This is a genomic window from Rhodanobacter sp. DHG33, from assembly GCF_014843005.1.
Taxonomy (GTDB): domain Bacteria; phylum Pseudomonadota; class Gammaproteobacteria; order Xanthomonadales; family Rhodanobacteraceae; genus Rhodanobacter_A.
This window is the reverse complement of sequence record NZ_JACYXM010000004.1, coordinates 440,438-457,676: the sequence shown is the minus strand read 5'-3', so window position 1 is coordinate 457,676 and position 17,239 is coordinate 440,438. Positions and strand designations below refer to the sequence as shown.

The following is a 17,239-nucleotide window of genomic DNA, read 5'->3' as shown; positions in this document are numbered from 1 at the left end:
TTGCTGCTCAATTAGGCCCGGGCGCAATGTTTGGTGTGCCTATTTGCTAATTTTTTGCGCAATGGATTGGGTCCACGCCGAGCGGCACGGTATTTTCGAGGTGTCGCAACGCGATGAGTATTTGCTGGCGATATCCCTAATTTCCTCCATCAAACCATCAGCCAGTCGAACTGGCTGCAGACCCAGATGCAGGAATCGATCATTCGATACGTGTAGATCGTTTTCGTCTGCCTCGTTCCGAGGATTTGCAATGTAGTGCACTTCGACGCCCGATTGATCAGCGATCATTTTTGCCAAGTCTCGAACCCGATGTGTTTCCGTCATCTGGTTGAAGATTTGCACGCGATCTCCGTGTTGCGGCGGATTTTCCAGCGCCAACTGGACGCATCGTACGGTATCCTGAATATGGATGAAGGCGCGGGTTTGGCCTCCTGTACCATGTATCGTGAGTGGGTAGCCGATGGCCGCCTGCATCAGGAAGCGGTTAAGCACAGTGCCATAGTCGCCGTCATAATCGAAGCGGTTGATCAGTCTCTCATCAAGCTTAGTTTCCCGTGTTTGGGTTCCCCATACGATGCCCTGATGCAAGTCGGTAATGCGTATCTTGTCATTTTTGTTGTAGTAGAAAAACAGGAGTTGATCCTGTGTTTTCGTCATGTGGTAAATGCTTCCGGGATTGACTGGATAGAGGATCTCATTTTCGGTCAATTTTCCCTCGTCGGTTTCAACTTTCACCTTCAGATAGCCTTCCGGAATCTTCATTCCGGCAGTGCCATAGCCGTATACCCCCATCGTCCCCAGATGCAACACATGTATGTCGAGTCCGCTTTCGACTACAGCGGCAAGCACGTTGTTGGTCGCATTGATGTTGTTGCTGACGGTATAACGTTTGTGCTGACTGCTCTTCATGGAGTACGGTGCCGCACGTTGCTCGGCAAAATGAATGATGGCATCCGGATGCCATCCTATGAGAAGGTCCAGCAGGCGTTGATAATTTTCCGCTACATTGAAATTGTGGAACGCGATCTCCTTGCCGCTAATTTCCTTCCATGCACGCAAGCGGGCGCCAATAGGCTTGATAGGCGTGAGAGACTCACATTCGAGTTCTATGTCGATGTTCCGTCGTGATAGGTTATCGACGAGAGCAACCTCGTGACCCGCAGCGGACAGATGCAACGCCGTAGGCCACCCGCAAAACCCATCGCCACCTAACACAAGTACACGTTTCGTGCTTGTTGGCACTGTCATTTCGAATGGCCCTTGTATGTAAGTTGTTTTGATAAATGAATGCGGCCGTCGCCCATTGTTGACATGGCCGGGTGAGTCAATATCTATTGCTGTAATGCTGGTCCAGCTGAGCTGTTGGATGCCTGGATCGATATAACAGACTGACATCCTAGAATCGATGTTTCCTTGTGTGCGATCACCAAAATGGTCTTATTGCCAGAAAGGTTACGGATGGCTTCATTCAGCGCCTCCTCTGTTTGTGAGTCCAGCGCACTGGTAGCTTCGTCCATGAATAGCACCGATGGGTCGCGATACAAGGCTCGCGCAATGCCAATACGTTGGCGCTGGCCACCCGATAGGCGGATCCCCCGATCGCCGACCCTCGTATCGTAGCCCTGCGGCAATTCACGGGTCACGAATTCATGGATCTGCGCCGTGCGCGCTGCGCGCTCCACTGCGCGCATATTGACCTTGTCGGCAGGCACGCCAAAAGCGATGTTCTCGGTGACGCTGGCATCAGCCAGAAAAATGTGCTGTGGCACGTAACCAATGGCGCGCTGCCAGGCTGCGATGTTGTTGGCGGCGATTTTGGTGCCATCGACACTGAGCATGCCTGACTCGGGTTGCAAGAGCCCCAATAGCAGATCCATCAACGTACTCTTGCCAGCACCGCTCCTCCCTACGATGCCGATTGTGGTGTTGGCGGGAATGAGCAGGTCGAATTCATCGAAGACCGGTTTCTCCGGTGCAGAGGGGTAGGCATAGCGAATGCCCTGCAATCGGATCTCTTTCTGCGGAGCAAGTGCATATGTTCCGGTTGCCTCCTGTTCGATAGGCAGAGTCAGGTCGTGATGGATGGACTGCAACGCCGCTGAGGAAACCTTCAGTTTGGCGAAGCCCCGGTACATGATCTGCGCTGCAGGAAGCATCCGGTAGGCCGCGAAGCCGTACAGGCCAAGCGCTGGCAGTACATGAGCGACGTCGTTCGACCGCAGCAGGAGGGCGAGCGCGATCACGATCAGCATGCTGTATCCGGTGGCTTCCACCAGATAGAGCGGCGACTGGCTCAAAGTATCGTTGGTGGCCATGTGGCGCGAGAACAGGCGCGAAGCATCCTCGAACTGCTTCTGATAGGCCGCGGCCGAATGAGTGATCTTCACGTCCTTGATGCCGCCCAGCGCCTCGTTGCAGGCCAGGTAGCGTTGGCCATTCGCGATCTGACGCTCCTTGCCGATATGCGCCAACCGTTTGCGCGCCATGCCGTAGATGACACCGTAGAGCAGCGTCAGCACAGAGACGATGCAAATGGCTGTCAGCGGGTCATAGCAGAAGATCAGCAGTGCCATTGCCAGCACCACGGTGCCCTGGGCGATCAGTTGCGAGAGCGGCTGGATCAGCTCGAACAGCAGCTGGTCGACTTCGGAAAGCACATTCTTGCCAAGGACCGACGAATTGCGGGTCAGAAAGAACTCATATGGCTGATGCAGGTAACGCGACAGCAGGCGCGCGCTGATGGAATGCCGCTCCAGATGCACGAAGCGGTTGAGCAGATGCAGGGTCGCCGTCTTGAAGATCGAGGAGCCGATGACGATCGCGATCGAGGTCAGACCCAGGGCGAGGATGAACCCGCGCGTGTCATGAAAGCCGAAGCTCTGATAGACGGACTGCAGCAGCGGGTTGTCGTGGATGATCGCGGGCCGACCAAGCACCGAGAGGAAGGGCATGATGGAAACCACGCTCAGGGTTTCCGCCACAGCCATCAGGACGACAAGCACCAGCATGCCGACGGCCTTTCGCCGCTCGGGTGGGGTGAAGACTGTCCAGATTTTCTTGAGATCGCTGGTCATGCGGTGGCGGGTAGGCAAGATGGCTCATACAGCATGGAGCGGGGTCGACGGGTGCCGGTAACTCGCCTGAGGATCATGGGCAGACTCCGGTCGCTCCGCAATGGGGGCATGCAAGCCTGGCCGAGCCACCCTTGTGGAGCTTCCTGGAGCGCCGCCTGGCATGTGGTAACAACATTGATGGGGGTAGTTTCGCGATCAAGGCGCGTTATTCCTTGCTATCCGCCGGGACCAGGGCCTGCAGACCTGCAATGTCGCGATCCAGCCGTCCGCCGATGTCGAGTGCACGCAACGCCTGGATTTGTTCGCGGACATCGGCATATCGGCCTTGCGCCGCAGCCATGCGCGCCAGGGTGATGCGATATGCCGGTTCATTCGGGCTGGTTTTCACGGCGTCGGCCATCATGCTTCCACCCAGCGCATGGTTGCCGAGCACGTTCCACGCATAGTCGCCATAAGTGGCCTGCAGTCTGGCGCTGGGGCCCGGATGGTCAAGAGCCGCCTCGAACGCCTGCACCATGCGGTCGGGGGGTAGGGGGCAGGAGCCGTCCCTGGCGCATTGGGTCAGCGCGGCCAGCGAGCTTTCGTCCTGCACGCCGGGTTTGCGCGCCCTGAGCTTGGCGATCAGGCTGTCCCACCATGCAGCTTTCAGTGGCAGGCCCATGCGCGAGTTCATGAAGATCAGCGCCTGCTGCGGCAGGATCGAGCTTTCGGGGAAGCTTGCGGCCTTTTCCAGCGGAGCGTAAGCGAGCTGGGTGAACAGGGAGGCCGGGTCGTAGCGCGAGTCGATGATGTAGGTGCGGCCCAGCTCATATTCCGCGCGCGGCGAGTCGGGGGCTCGAGCAGCCAAATCCTGTGCTAGCCGCAGTGGGTCGCCCCATACATAGGCGGTGATGGCGGTAAGGCTGCCCCACCATACCAACAGGCAGCCCAGCAGCATGCGCCTGGGCAACAGCCATGCGGGTCGTTGCGCACCTGAGGATGGCGACGGAATGGCCGTCAGCCAAGGCACCACAGCCAGCAGCAAGCCTAAGCTGGCGAAATAGTTGCGGTGTTCATAGACCAGCTCGAGCGGCAGAATGGTGCCGGTCAACGATTGGCAGCCAAGAAACAGGGCAATGCCCAGGGCCGGCAACGGATAGTGTCGGCGCAGTCGCATCATGGCGACGACAAGGGCGGCCAATATCAGCAAGCTGGCCAGCGTAGTCCAAGGGCTGAGCAGGCCGGTCGAGATGCGGAACTGGTCGTGATAGAACGAAAGCGCATCTGGCGTGGGCAGCAGTGTCCACGCGATGTAATCGCAGACGACGCGCGTTTCGGTGAGCAGTCGCTGTCCCAGGGTGAAATTGCGCGTGGCCCAATAGGATTTATGCAACACGGCGGCCAATTGCCATGCAAGGCCAGCCAGCATCGGCAACAGCAGTACTGCGGTGAACAACACATACAGGCGGCGCTCGCGAACGCCTGTCGGGGTTCGGAACCGGAATATGATCCACTCGATCAAGAAGGCGTAGAGCGGCAGCATCACCGCTGTTTCCTTGGCGAGCAGGCCGATGGCGACGGGCAGGGTGATACTGGCGGCACAGAGCCAGAAGCCGTTCCAGTCCCTGGCGCGCAACATCCGCTGCCGCCCAGTCATGTAGCCGATCAACCCGAGCAGAACGAACAGGTTGGCCATGCTTTCCTCGCGCTGCACTACGTAGAGCACGGCGGTGAGGTTGATGGGCAGCAGCATCCAGCCGGCGGCAATCAGCGTTGCCACCGTATCCGTTTCGGGAAGTGGTTTCGGCGGTGACTCCGCGGGAAATGTGGTTGAAACCTTCCCGTAGATCAGCAGCCGCCGCGTCAGCAGAAACACCAGCCATCCGTTCAACAAGTGGATGACGAGGTTGGTGAGTTTCCAGCCGAAAGGGTCGAGCCCGCTCGCCAGATAATTCGTGGCAAAGCTCAGCGAAGCCAGCGGTCGTTTGAACTCGCTGGCCGGAGAGGACAGCGCCGCGCGCACCAGAGCCGGCACGCTGACCTCGTGGGGCTGCACACCGGGGTTATCCACAATGTTGGGGTTGTCGTCGAACAGCCAGCTGCCGGAGAGGCCGGGCCAGTACGCCACAGCGGTGACGAGCATTGCCGCGAGCAACAGCCAGCGGGCACGGAGTCGGATGTTCATCGCGTGGTCGGGCCGCGGCTTGAGAGGTGCATGAGGCTTGGCGTCGATTATTTGGCAGGAGCCGTTATCTTAATGACTCCGGCCAATCGTTCGGTTGCCTGCGATGGGCATGGCAACCGGCAAGCCAAGGTCAATGCGCCAAGGTTGCCTTGTTGAGGGTTTGGGCGCTGGCCTGCAAGGAGCGCAAGGTGGCGTCGTTGTGCAGGCCTGGCCGCAGCTGCATTGCCTCCGAGATCACGGCTAGCGCTTCTTGCGGACGCTTCTGTTTGACAAGGTATTCAGCCAGTCGTGAGGCGTAGTTGCCGATGTCCGAATCATGCGACAGCGCTTGTTGCCACTGCTCGATGGCAAGCGAGGTGTCGTGCAATACGGCGCCAGCCAGTTCGGCGTACTCGGCATGCAGGCTGCTTCGCCAGGGGGCGCGCGAAACGGCGATGGCATAGGCCTCGGCCAATTGTTGCGCATCGATATGGGTATTGCCGCCGACGCGTTCGGTCATCAGCTGGCTCAGTGCTCGCCAGGTATCGGAAGTCAGTGGGCGCGTCTGCAGTTTGTGTTTGATGCTGTCCCACCAAGGTTGGGTCGGTAGCTGGGGATTTTTCGCGGCCTCCAACAACAGGGCTTCTTCGGCCAGCGGCGAGTCCGTATTCAGGGTGGTGGCATGCTCCAGCAGCCGGATACTCAACGAGTACAGCGGCATATTTGGATTGTCGCCAGACATCGCCATGTACCTGCGTGCCAGATCCATGGTGGCTCGGGTCGAGTCGGGATTGGTATCCACCAGGGTGGTGGCCAGCATCTGCCCATTGCCCCAGACGGAGGCGCGCAGCATGGTGAGGTAGCCGAGGTTGAGGATTAGCGCGCAGGCCACCAGCGCCGGCACAATCGAGCGGCTGCGCCGGGTGGCGCTCCAGGCGAGGTCGGCCAATGCGAACACCACGCCCAACAGCGCCGGATAGTTGCGATGCTCGAATACCAGTTCCAGATTGATGGGGGCGCTGGTCAGTGCATGCGCCATGAAGAACCAGACAATGCCCAGTGCCAGCAGCGGGCGTCGCTTGCGCAATGCAACGGCAGCCCCGAGCAACCCGAGCAGGAACAGGCCCCCCAGCAGGGTGGTGGCCGGGTGCAGCCATCCGGTGGAGGCCGCATAGTTGTCGTAATAGAACACCATGTGGCCAGGAGCCGGCCACACGATCCAGTACAGGTAGAGCGGCAGCACGCGAAGCTGGGTGAGTTCGCGCTGCCATGCGCTGAAGTCGCGGCCGGCATAAGCCCCTGCCGTGGCGTAATGCGGCAGCAGATAGAGCGCGAACACGAGCGAAGCGGCGATGCAGCCTGCAATGTAGAACAGTTTCCAGCGGCGACTCGTGAGAGGGCTGGCGGCAGCAAAGCGCAGCACGGTCAGCTCCATCAGCAGCGCGTAGCCGGGTACCAGCACGGCGGTTTCCTTGGCACCGTAGCCCACCGCAATCAGTACCGTGCACAGTAGCAGCCAGGGCCAGCTGCGTTGCCCATCCTGTTGCAACTGGCGTGCATGCCAGTAAGCCAGCAGGGCCATCAGCACGAAGCTGAAACCCATCAGCTCCATGCGTTGCACCACGTACATCACCGCCGAAACCTGCAGCGGATGCATGGCCCAGGCTGCTGCGATGCCCAGCGCCCACCAGTCGAGTTGGCGTGCGTAGGCCCCGGCCTCTTCGCCGCTGCGCGATGGCCAGCATGCGCCCAGCAACCGCCGGGCGAGCAGCAGCACTAGCGCTGTGTTGAACAAATGGATGAGCAGGTTGGTGAACTTGAAGCCCCAGGTGCCATTACCCAGCGCGTAGTTCAACGCATAGCTCAGCATGGCCAGCGGGCGCTGGATATTGATGCGTGACCACACCCATACACGCTGCCATTCCGCCCAATGCCAGCCCATAACATGGATGGTGGGGTTCTCGACGAAGATCGGGTAGTCGTCGAAGATGAAGCTGCCGGTGAGGGCTGGCCAGAAAGCTAGGGCGACCAGCCCCAGCATGGCCGCTGCAATCGATAGGTGGCGGATGGTGGGCTTGGGTGGCGGCATGCTGACAATAAATAACGGGAGTACACAAAAAGCGAAGGCCGCACGATGGCGGCCTTTGCTCTGAAGCGACGGCGTGAGAGCCGTAACGTCTGCAGGCAGGCGTTACTGGCAGCTGGCCGGAGCGTAGTTGCTCGTGATGATCGTACCGTCGGTCGAGCAGGTCCAAGCGCCGCTACCAGTGCGTGCCCAGGTAATCGTGCCGCCAGAGATCTTGGCAGAAGCGTGGTTGCCCAGGGTGGCGATGACTTTCGTCTGACCCGTGCCGCTTAAGGGGTTGACTTGCGCGTAACCGGTGCCGGTCGGCGGAGCAGCCTCACTACCTTGCTGAGCGCCGCTAAGGATGTCGGAAGGGGTAAGCGCCTGCAGCGTGCAGTCCGTGGAGGCGGTACCGACGGTGCTCTGGCCGTTGTTCAAACAGTCCTCGATCACAACCTTGGCATCACCAGCTTCGCCCATGGCGCGCGACACCTGCGACTTGATCACGTAGGTCTGGTACTGCGGGATGGCGATGGCCGCCAGGATGGCGATGATCGCGACCACGATCATCAGTTCGATCAGGGTGAAGCCCTTTTGCATGCTCTTCATGGTGGTTCCTCGTGGTTTGAATGACCTTTGTTGCCCCCTGAGCTCCCGATCCCATCCCCCTGAATGGAACCGGCCCCTGTCATGCGTCGTCGGGAACGACCAGGAAGCTCGCTGAAACAGGCTGCACGTTGTGTGCCACGCCGACTTTCGAACGCTGCCTGCAGCAGCGCAGGCGGGTGGATTGTGCAGAGCTTCGCATTGCGTTAGCAAGCCGTGGCGGAGGGCGAGATGATCGGATTGTGGCGTCCGTCGCGTCACCTTTGCAGGTGCTGACGCAGAGGGGCAGGGAGTGACGCTGTATGTCACGTGCCTGCCGGGTATGGGCTCAGCCGGAGACGCAACTGCTCGGCATGTAGTTGGCATTGAGATTGGAAAGACACTGCCAGGAACCGCTACTGCTGCGCTCAAGATTGATGTAATGCCCGCTGACGGCCGGCGAGCCCTTGAGCGTGCACTGAATCGAGCCGCTGCCACGGACGGATGTCGTCGCGGTGATCGTGCAATTGGAGGTGTCGGTGGGGAGGCCGAGGTTGCCCACGTCGACGTAGCTGCCATTGCTGACCACGCCTTGGTTCACCAGGGTTTCGTAGGCGGTGCGGCCTGGCGTGATCTCGCTGAGGCCCGCGGTGGCCTGGGCACGGGCCACGTAGGTTTGGTACATCGGTATGGCAATGGCGGCGAGTACCGCGATGATTGCCACCACGATCATCAGTTCGATCAGTGTGAAGCCGCCAGAGGCTCGTGCGTGTGGCATGGTCATTTCCCCCTTGAAATTCCCCTACCCTCAGGCAGGTTTCGTACCAGTAGCGCGCCTTCCATGTGGGTTTGGGCGGATTCGAAGTGAGTTCGGCGAGGCCGATGCTGTGTGGGGTGAACCGCATCACATATTCGGTTTGTGTGGCGACTTGCTTGCCTCATTGGGCCGATCTGCTTACCTTGCCCCCGTGCCGACCACCCTGGGGAATCTCCATGAAGAACACCTTGGCTGCTGCGCTGCTGCTGGCGTTGGCGACTTCACCTGTGCTGGCGGCGGACACAGACACCGTCGCACCGGTGGATACCGCAATCACGCTGGACCACGCGCCGCACCCGTTCAACGTGCGCGACCTGGTGATGATGCAGCGGGTGAGCGATCCGCAATTGTCCGTGGACGGGCGCTACGCGGCCTTCGGCGTGCGCAGCACGGACTACGCTGCGAACAAGGGTGTCAACGCGATCGCGGTGCTGGATCTGTCGCACGACGGCCAACCGGTGACGGTGGTGGAGAAGGGCGCTTCCTCGCCGCGCTGGTCGGCGGATGGCAAGAGCCTGTATTACGTGGCGGCAGCCAAAGGCGTGGCGCAGTTGTGGCGGCTGGACTTCACGACGGGCAAGAACGGACTTGATCTCGCCGCCCACAAGGCGCCGGTGCAGGTGAGCCACGGCGTGCTGGACATCCAGGACTACAAGCTCGCGCCGGACGACAAGAGCGTGCTGTTGTCCTATGCGGTGTTCACCGATTGCGACACGCTGGCCTGTACCAAGCAGATGCAGGACAAGCGCGCGGCGGACAAGGCCACCGGCACGATCTATAAGAAGCTGTTCGTGCGGCACTGGGACACCTGGGCGGACGGCACGCGCAACCAGCTCTATCTCGGCCGTTTCGATGCGAACGGCCAGCTGCCGGCGGAGCCGGCGCTGCTTTCGCGCGGCATCGACGGCGACGTTCCCAGCAAGCCCTTCGGCGACGACAGCGAGTTCGCGTTCTCGCCCGATGGCCGCACCGTGTACTTCGGCGTGCGCATCGCAGGCAACAGCGAGCCGTGGTCGACCAACTTCGACATCTACAAGGTGCCGGCCGACGGCTCGGCTGCGCCGGTGAACCTGACTGCCGAAAACAAGGCATGGGACGCCTACCCGGTGCCCTCGCCGGACGGCAAGACGCTGTACTACCTCGCGATGAAGACCCCGGCTTTCGAGGCGGACCGCTTCGGCATCATGGCGCTGGACTTGGCCACGGGCGCGAAGCATGAAGTCGATCCTCAGTGGGACCGTTCGCCGGGCGGCATGGGCATTTCCGCCGACGGCAAGACGCTCTATGTCACTGCCGACGACAACGGCCAGCATCCGTTGTTCGCCGTGGATACGGCCAGCGGCAAGGCGCGTCAGGTAGTGGGCGATGGCGAAGTGGACAGCTATTCGCTGGCCGGCTCGCACCTGCTGCTTGCGCGCAACGATCTGAAGCGCCCCACCGATCTCTACACCGTGAACACGGACGGCAAGGATCTCAAACAGGTCACCCACTACAACGCTGCGATGCTCGCGAACGTGCACCAGGGCGACTTCGAGTTCTTCACCTTCAAGGGCTGGAACGACGAAACGGTGCAGGGTTACGTGGTGAAGCCGGCGGATTATCAGCCCGGCAAGAAGTATCCGGTGGCCTTCATCATCCACGGCGGCCCGCAGGGCGCGATGACCAACAGCTGGAGCTATCGCTGGAATCCGCAGACCTATGCGGGCCAGGGCTTCGCGGTGGTCACCATCAACTTCCATGGTTCCACCGGCTACGGCCAGAAGTTCACCGATGCCATCTCCGGCGACTGGGGCGGCAAGCCGCTGCAGGATCTCAAGCTCGGCTGGCAGGCGGCGCTGGACAAATACAGCTTCCTCGACGGCAGCCGCGCCTGCGCCTTGGGCGCCAGCTACGGCGGCTACATGACCTACTGGATTGCCGGCGTATGGAACCAGCCGTGGCGCTGCCTCGTCGACCACGACGGCGTATTCGATGCACGCATGATGTATTACGCCACCGAGGAACTGTGGTTCGAGGAACACGAGAACGGCGGCCCGCAGTTCGAGGTGCCGGCCAACTACGAGAAGTTCAACCCGGTCGACCACGTCAAGGACTGGCGCGTACCGATGCTGGTCGTACACAGCGGCGACGATTTCCGCATCCCGATCACCCAGGGCATGGGCGCGTTCACCGCGATGCAGCGCCGCGGTATTCCCAGCGAATTCCTCACCTTTCCGGACGAGAACCACTGGGTGCTGAAGCCGCACAACAGTGTGTTGTGGCACGACACGGTGAATGCGTGGCTGAAGCAGTGGGCGGGTGCGCCCAAACAATAGGCCGCCCGTGACCGTTCTGGATTCGAAGTGGCAGCGGCATCGATGCGCCCGACAGAGGAAGAGGTATTCATGCAAATACGGACGCCACACGCTGTGCAGCGTATCTCCCTTGTTGTTCCTTTCTACAACGAGTCCGTCGTCATCGCCGATTTTTTCCGAGAAGTGCCGAAGGTGCTGGCGTCGATCGAGCAGGCCGACTATGAAATAGTCTGCGTGAACGATGGCAGCAAGGACGATACGCTAGCGCAGCTGTGCGCCGCCGCGCGCCTGGATCCTCGGATCAAGGTGGTCGATCTGTCGCGAAACTTCGGCAAGGAAGCTGCGCTAACTGCCGGGATCGATATTGCGATGGGGGATGCGGCGATACCGTTCGATGCGGATCTGCAGGACCCGCCCGGACTGATACCGGAGCTTGTGCGCAAATGGCGGGAAGGCTCTGACGTCGTCATTGCCCGACGCATCGAACGCAATAGCGACACTTACGCAAAGCGTTGAACCGCGGCCCTCTTCTACAGATTCCACAATTCGATAGCCGATGTGAAGGTCCCCGAGAATGCGGGTGATTTCAGGCTAATGTCGCGCCAAGTGGTCGATGAGCTGAAGCGCCTGCCAGAGAACCGGCGGTTCATGAAGGGGCTGTTTGCATGGGTAGGTTTCTCGCAAGCCTACGTGGATTATGCGAGGGCACCGCGCGCTGCCGGGAAAACCAAGTTCTCGGGCTGGAAACTGTGGAATCTCGCGCTGGAAGGCCTCACGAGTTTCAGTACCTTGCCGCTGCGGGTTTGGACTTATATCGGCATATTGAGTGCGCTTGTGTCGATGACGTACGCGATATACCTGGTGGCTAGGACGATTCTGTACGGGCGAGACTTGCCCGGCTATGCGTCGATCATCACCGCGGTACTTTTCCTTGGCGGCATCCAGTTGATCGGCATCGGCGTGATTGGTGAGTACGTCGGGCGTATCTACATCGAGTCCAAACGTAGGCCCATCTATGTTGTCCGGAGCGTGTTCCAGTCATCGAGGACCGATGGCGCGCATGAGTGAGTGCGGTCGGGTCATCCGGCGTTACAGCCATTTAGCCCGCTTCAATCCGATGTAGATGCCGCCGACCACGCAGATCACCACCCCAATGATGAGCGGGTAGCTCCAGGGCTCGGACAGTTCGGGCATGTGCTGAAAATTCATGCCGTACCAGCTGGTGATGAGGGTAGGGGCGGCGAGCATCGCGGCCCAGCCGGCGAGTTTCTTCATCACCTCGTTCTGACCGAAAGTGACCAGCGAAAGATTCACGGAGATGGCCGCGGAGAGCATTTCACGCATCGCGTTGATTGAATCGTTCAAGCGTGTCACGTGGTCGTGCACGTCGCGGAAATAGACGCGCAGTTCGTCGGGGATAAGCTGTTGATGCAGACGCACCAGCTGGCTGATGACATCCTGCAGCGGAGCCACCGCGAGGCGCAGCGTCATCAAATCGCGTTGCATGTCGTACAAGCGGCGCACGGTGTCGCGGTTGAAGCTTTCCGAGAAGATGTCCTGTTCCAGCTCCTGCAGCTCCTCGCGGTAGTCGCGCACGATGGGCAGCAGGTTGTCCACGATGAAGTCCAGCACGCTGTACAGGCCGTAGCTCGGTCCCAGCGCCAGCAATTCCGGCGTGTGCTCGCAGCTGCGTCGTGCCGGCGCATAGGACAGCGACGCGCCGTGGCGCACAGTGACCAGATAGCGCGGCCCTAGGAAGATGTGCGTCTCGCCGAACGCGATGTGGCCACCGTCCAGCTGGGCGGTCTGCACCACGATGAATAGCGAATTGCCGTAGGCCTCGACCTTGGTACGCTGGTGCGCGGCCTGTGCGTCCTCGATGGCGAGGTCGTGCAGGTCGAACTCCTCCTGGAGCTTCAGCAGCAATGCCTCGTCCGGCTCGTGCAGTCCAACCCAGACGAAGGTGTCAGGCTCTTTCAGCACATCGCTGATCGCATCCAGTCCTATATCGCCCATACGCTGGCCGTCGCTGCGATAGGCGACGCAGTTGATCACCATGGAGCCTTGCGCTGCATGGTTGGCAGTGTCACATGTCATAGGGATGGACCGGGACGATGCGCGGGTGATTTCATTTCGTCTGTGGCGCCAATTGACTCAGTTGGTCGTCCAGGGCCTTCTGTACAATGGGGCGTCGGGAGGCCGGCTGCATGGCTACACCGGTCTCGCCAATCGAACGCGCTTCGGATGAATGCCCCTGTCTTGCCAAGGCCAGGGCAAGCAAGATGTAGGACTGCGAATTGTCCGGGGCAACCTTGATTGCGCCGCGGAGGACTTCGATCGCATCCGGCACGTTGTTTTTCTGAAGAAGCATCTCGCCGGTGGTTTGCAGGTACAGGCCGAACAAGGTTTTGCTTGCGACAACTTCTCTCGAAGTTCTCACTTCCTCGAGATACCTGGATGCAGCGGTGGCATCGTTTTTCTCAAGAGCCATGTTGGCAGCATTCAACATGCAGTATGCGCACTCTACATGGGTGGCACTGATCTTCTCCAGAAGCGCGTCGGCATCTCTGTAATCTTTGCGGTTGATATACGCGGACAACAGGTTGTTCATGGCATCCGCCGATTCCGGATTCACCGTGAGGGCCCATTGCCATAATTCGATGTTGCTTGACCACATCGGGATGGTGGTCCGTATCGACACGACGGCCGCCGCAAGCCAGATAACAGCCAGGAAGGCCGCCGCGCGTGAAGCCAAGAGTACAGTCCTCTCCCTCTGGTCGGCAGCCAGGCCAAGGCGCAGGCGCGGCAGCATGGCGCAGGCGGCGGCCAGTCCAGTGATGACGTAACGTTCATGGTAAAGACTGGTGTCGAACCCGGAAGGAATGATGTGCAGCACGGGGAGAAGCGCTGCGGTCACCACCATCACGATGCATGCCAGTACCGATCGGCGCGCCACTGCGAAATAAAGAGCGCCAAGGACCATTGCGATGGCGAGGATGTCGACGAGCAAAGAGCCAGGAGTCGCAACGGCGAACGGGGCCATGTCGATGGGATGAATCGGGCTCATGCCGGGCATCGGCACGAACAGGGTTCGCCAGTAGTGGAGGTAGAGGAAGCAGACTTCCTGAAAACGACCAAATGCCGACGGCGCGTCGCTGCCGGTCGGTTGAAGCAGCTGCCCCAGCGCCCAATGCCGGAAAGCCAGATACATCAATCCTGCGGCCAGGAATGCAACAAAGGTCTGCCAATGGCGATCCAGGAAGGCGCGAATGCCCGTGCGCAGGTCGCCAGTGGATGACATGGCCCAGTCATGGAAAACAAGGATCAGCGGGAACGCGGCGGCGGACTCCTTGCAGCAGGCAGCAAGGAAGAACAACAGACCTATGGTGGCTGCCCGGAGCGTTTTGCTGCGAATCAGCTGATTGGCCAGCAATCCCAGCAACATAAACATTGTTGCCATCAGATCGAACTGGCAGCCGATCCATGTCACGCTTTCTATGAGTATGGGATGCAAGCCATAGAGAAGCATCGAACACGCAAGAAGAATGACTCTTTGGCGCGAGTGGCGTGATGCGGCAGTCGCGGAGAGCCAAGCAAGCAGGCCCACGAGCAAGGTGTCGATCAGGTGCATGCATAGGGATACAACATGCATCGGAGCAGGCTGGCTGTTGAAGAGCCGCACCTGCGCGGTGAACAACGCGACTACCAGTGGCCTGAAGTAGCTCGACCAGAAGTTGAAATCCTTGAAGATGTAGTGCTTCCACTCGTCGCCATAGGTCAGCCACGACATTTTCTGGAAGTCGGTGACATCGTCCCATACGAAGCCTGCACGCATGACAGGCCAGTAAGCCAGCACAATCAAGGCCAAGACGAATCCGGCGACGATCGCTGGCTTGGCGCCCCAACTGGATAATGGTTTGGTGATCATGCTTCGTGGAATCGAATGAGGTCTTGATGTGTCCGTCGGCAAGCATGTTTGAAGCGCGGAGCTGATGGACGAGCGCTTCTTGCCAAATTCAATTTCACGATGGATCCCTCCCCCTGAAAGACTGTCGATGCGCTGTAGTCGAGGATGTGGCCGGCCGCCATGTGATTCGGTCGCCAGGACAATCGCGCATAGGGCTGCATAATGCCGTTCTGGCATGCGTCTGGGCAAACATCGAAGCGATCGGTGTTCCCGGAACGCTGCCGCAAGTTGTGTAATGCATGGCTTGTGGCGCAGGCTGGCATTCGTGACGAAACAGGGGTGTTGGGTGATGGGGCACGATTACCGGCTGGGTTACCGGGCCGATCTGGAAGGTCTGCGCGCCATCGCGATCATGCTGGTGGTGGCGGTGCATGCCAGCGTGCCGTGGCTGCACGGCGGTTTCGTCGGCGTGGACGTGTTCTTCGTGCTGTCGGGCTTTCTCATCACTGGCCTGCTGGTGCAGGAGGTGTCGGGCAGCGGACGGTTGCGGTTCGCGGAGTTCTATGTGCGCCGTTTGCGCCGGCTGCTGCCGGCGTTGCTGCTGATGCTGTTGGTCGTTGGCATGCTTGCGTCGCTATTGCTCGCCCCCGTGGAGCAACGCGATCAGTCGTCTGCGGCGGCCGCGGCGGCGCTGTGGCTCAGCAATATCCATTTCGCTTTCGCGCGATTGGATTATTTCTCGCCTGGCACGGAAACCAATCTGTTCCTGCACACGTGGTCGCTGGGCGTGGAGGAGCAGTTTTACTTGATCTGGCCTGCACTGCTGGCGTGGCTGCTCGGTGGCGATGGCGGGCGCGGTGTCGCGCGCTTGAAGGTCGGGATGTTTGCCGTGGCAATCGTCAGCTTCGCGGCTTGCGTGTGGTTGAGCTACAAGGCGCCGTCGCAGGCGTTCTACATGATGCCCATGCGGGCCTGGCAATTTGCTGCCGGCGCATTGGTCTGGCTCTATTTCAAGGTGCCTGGGGTAGCCGACGCCTCGCCATGCTGGGTTCGTTATCCGGGAATAACGAAGGTTGCAGGGTGGATCGGCCTAGCCATGATCACGTTGGCCAGTGTGTGGTTCGGAGCGAATATCCCTTATCCCGGCGGTTATGCGCTGCTGCCCACACTGGGAGCCGTGAGCATCATTGCCTCCGGCAGCGCGGCCGCCCGTCCGGATGGAGTGTCGCGGCTGCTGGCATGGCGTCCTCTGCAATGGATCGGCGGCATTTCCTATTCGTGGTACCTGTGGCATTGGCCGGTCCTGTTGCTGGGGCATGCGGTCACGGGTTCGGACGCCCCGTCGTATCGCGCATCCTGGGTATTGCTGTCGTTGGTGTTGGCCTGCTTGTCTTGCTGGTTTGTCGAATCGCCGATCCGCAATCGTCGGGAGTGGTTGGCGCGCCCGCGCGCGGCGATCTATGTCGCATTGACACTGATGCTGGCGGCCAGCGGGTTGTGCGTGCATTGGAACAATCGGGCAGGCGACCTCATGCAGTCGTCGGACATGCAGCGGTATGCCATGGCGCATGGCGATGCGCCGGCGATCTATGGCATGGGTTGCGATGACTGGTACCAGAGCGATCGAGTGCGTATCTGCGCGTTCGGCCCCGCCGATGCGATGCATACAGCGGTATTGATGGGCGACAGCCACGCCGGGCAGTGGTTTCCCGCGGTCGCCAGGGCATTCGACCGGCCGGATTGGCGTGTGCTGGTACTCACCAAATCGTCCTGTCCCATGGTGGACGAGCCGTTTTTCTATACCCGCATCGGCAAGGAATACACCGTGTGTGCGACGTGGCGCGCGCATGCCTTGAAGCAACTTGCAAGGATCAAGCCTGATGTAGTGATGCTTGGCACCGCAGATGCAGACGGCTTTTCGAAGGAGCAATGGATAACTGGTACGACGAAGGTGCTGGCTTCGCTCAGCCCGGTAGCAGGGCATGTATGGCTACTGCGCGATACGCCCAGTTTGCCGTTTGATGGCCCGGATTGCCTGGCCGAACACGCAGGGCGCCCGGCATGGCTGGGCCTGCAGCATGCTTGCAGTGCACCAACGGGTGACCGGCGCGCGGATCAGGTGTATCGATGGCAAGGCGAGGCAGCGGGCCGCTACGCCAATGTCAGCATGTTGGATATGAATACGCAGGTTTGCCCGGACAACATCTGCGCTGCGGAGCGCAATGGCTTTGTGGTGTTTCGCGACAGCCAGCATCTGACCGGCAGTTTCGCGGCCTCGCTGGGCCCGGTGATGGCGGAGAAACTGGGCATCGGTGCGGCAAGCCCGCCTGTTGTTTCACGCTGACGCGGATAGC

At 60.3% G+C, this 17,239-nt stretch carries 12 protein-coding genes; 4 read left to right on the top strand and 8 right to left on the bottom strand.

What is annotated here, in order from left to right:
- Positions 1–39: 39 nt before the first annotated feature.
- From IHE46_RS09970 to IHE46_RS09945, 6 genes are all read right to left on the bottom strand, one after another.
- Positions 40–1,395, bottom strand: coding sequence for an NAD-dependent epimerase/dehydratase family protein (locus tag IHE46_RS09970; protein WP_225562937.1), 1,356 nt, complete (start codon positions 1,393–1,395; stop codon positions 40–42).
- Complete coding sequence (locus IHE46_RS09965; RefSeq protein WP_192164474.1) at positions 1,332–3,074, bottom strand: ABC transporter ATP-binding protein; 1,743 nt, start codon at positions 3,072–3,074, stop codon at positions 1,332–1,334. Before IHE46_RS09965 ends, IHE46_RS09970 begins: the two co-directional genes overlap by 64 nt.
- 205 nt (positions 3,075–3,279) lie before the next feature.
- The gene (locus IHE46_RS09960; protein ID WP_192164473.1) at positions 3,280–5,238 is read right to left on the bottom strand and encodes a hypothetical protein; all 1,959 of its coding nucleotides are present in this window, start codon (positions 5,236–5,238) and stop codon (positions 3,280–3,282) included.
- 130 nt (positions 5,239–5,368) lie between these two features.
- Entirely contained in the window at positions 5,369–7,306 is a 1,938-nt protein-coding gene (locus tag IHE46_RS09955; protein ID WP_192164472.1) for a hypothetical protein, read from the bottom strand.
- A gap of 102 nt (positions 7,307–7,408) precedes the next feature.
- Entirely contained in the window at positions 7,409–7,891 is a 483-nt protein-coding gene (locus tag IHE46_RS09950; protein ID WP_192164471.1) for a pilin, read from the bottom strand.
- 325 nt (positions 7,892–8,216) lie between these two features.
- Positions 8,217–8,645, bottom strand: a complete 429-nt coding sequence (locus IHE46_RS09945) for a pilin (protein ID WP_192164470.1) — start codon at positions 8,643–8,645, stop codon at positions 8,217–8,219.
- Positions 8,646–8,860: 215 nt separating this feature from the next.
- On the opposite strand from IHE46_RS09945, the gene IHE46_RS09940 reads away from it, so the two are divergent.
- Genes IHE46_RS09940 through IHE46_RS17005 form a run of 3 tightly spaced genes read left to right on the top strand, consistent with a single transcriptional unit; the run spans position 8,861 to position 12,046 of the window.
- On the top strand, positions 8,861–10,999 hold the full coding sequence (locus IHE46_RS09940) for a S9 family peptidase (RefSeq protein WP_192164469.1): 2,139 nt from the start codon (positions 8,861–8,863) through the stop codon (positions 10,997–10,999).
- Positions 11,000–11,026: 27 nt separating this feature from the next.
- Complete coding sequence (locus IHE46_RS17010) at positions 11,027–11,494, top strand: glycosyltransferase family 2 protein (RefSeq protein WP_343230015.1); 468 nt, start codon at positions 11,027–11,029, stop codon at positions 11,492–11,494.
- Positions 11,495–11,536: 42 nt separating this feature from the next.
- Positions 11,537–12,046 (top strand): bactoprenol glucosyl transferase, encoded by a 510-nt coding sequence (locus IHE46_RS17005; protein ID WP_225562936.1) that lies wholly within the window; start codon positions 11,537–11,539, stop codon positions 12,044–12,046.
- Between the two features lie 21 nt (positions 12,047–12,067).
- Here the strand turns inward: IHE46_RS17005 and corA are convergent, their stop codons facing one another.
- Together corA and IHE46_RS09925 are read right to left on the bottom strand one after the other, a co-directional pair.
- Complete coding sequence (gene corA / locus IHE46_RS09930; RefSeq protein ID WP_192164468.1) at positions 12,068–13,036, bottom strand: magnesium/cobalt transporter CorA; 969 nt, start codon at positions 13,034–13,036, stop codon at positions 12,068–12,070.
- A gap of 70 nt (positions 13,037–13,106) precedes the next feature.
- Positions 13,107–14,906: a tetratricopeptide repeat protein gene (locus tag IHE46_RS09925; protein ID WP_192164467.1), complete on the bottom strand. Its 1,800-nt coding sequence runs from the start codon at positions 14,904–14,906 to the stop codon at positions 13,107–13,109.
- Between the two features lie 328 nt (positions 14,907–15,234).
- Between IHE46_RS09925 and IHE46_RS09920 the strand changes: the two genes are divergently transcribed.
- On the top strand, positions 15,235–17,229 hold the full coding sequence (locus IHE46_RS09920; RefSeq protein ID WP_225562935.1) for an acyltransferase family protein: 1,995 nt from the start codon (positions 15,235–15,237) through the stop codon (positions 17,227–17,229).
- The last annotated feature ends 10 nt before the right edge of the window (positions 17,230–17,239 follow it).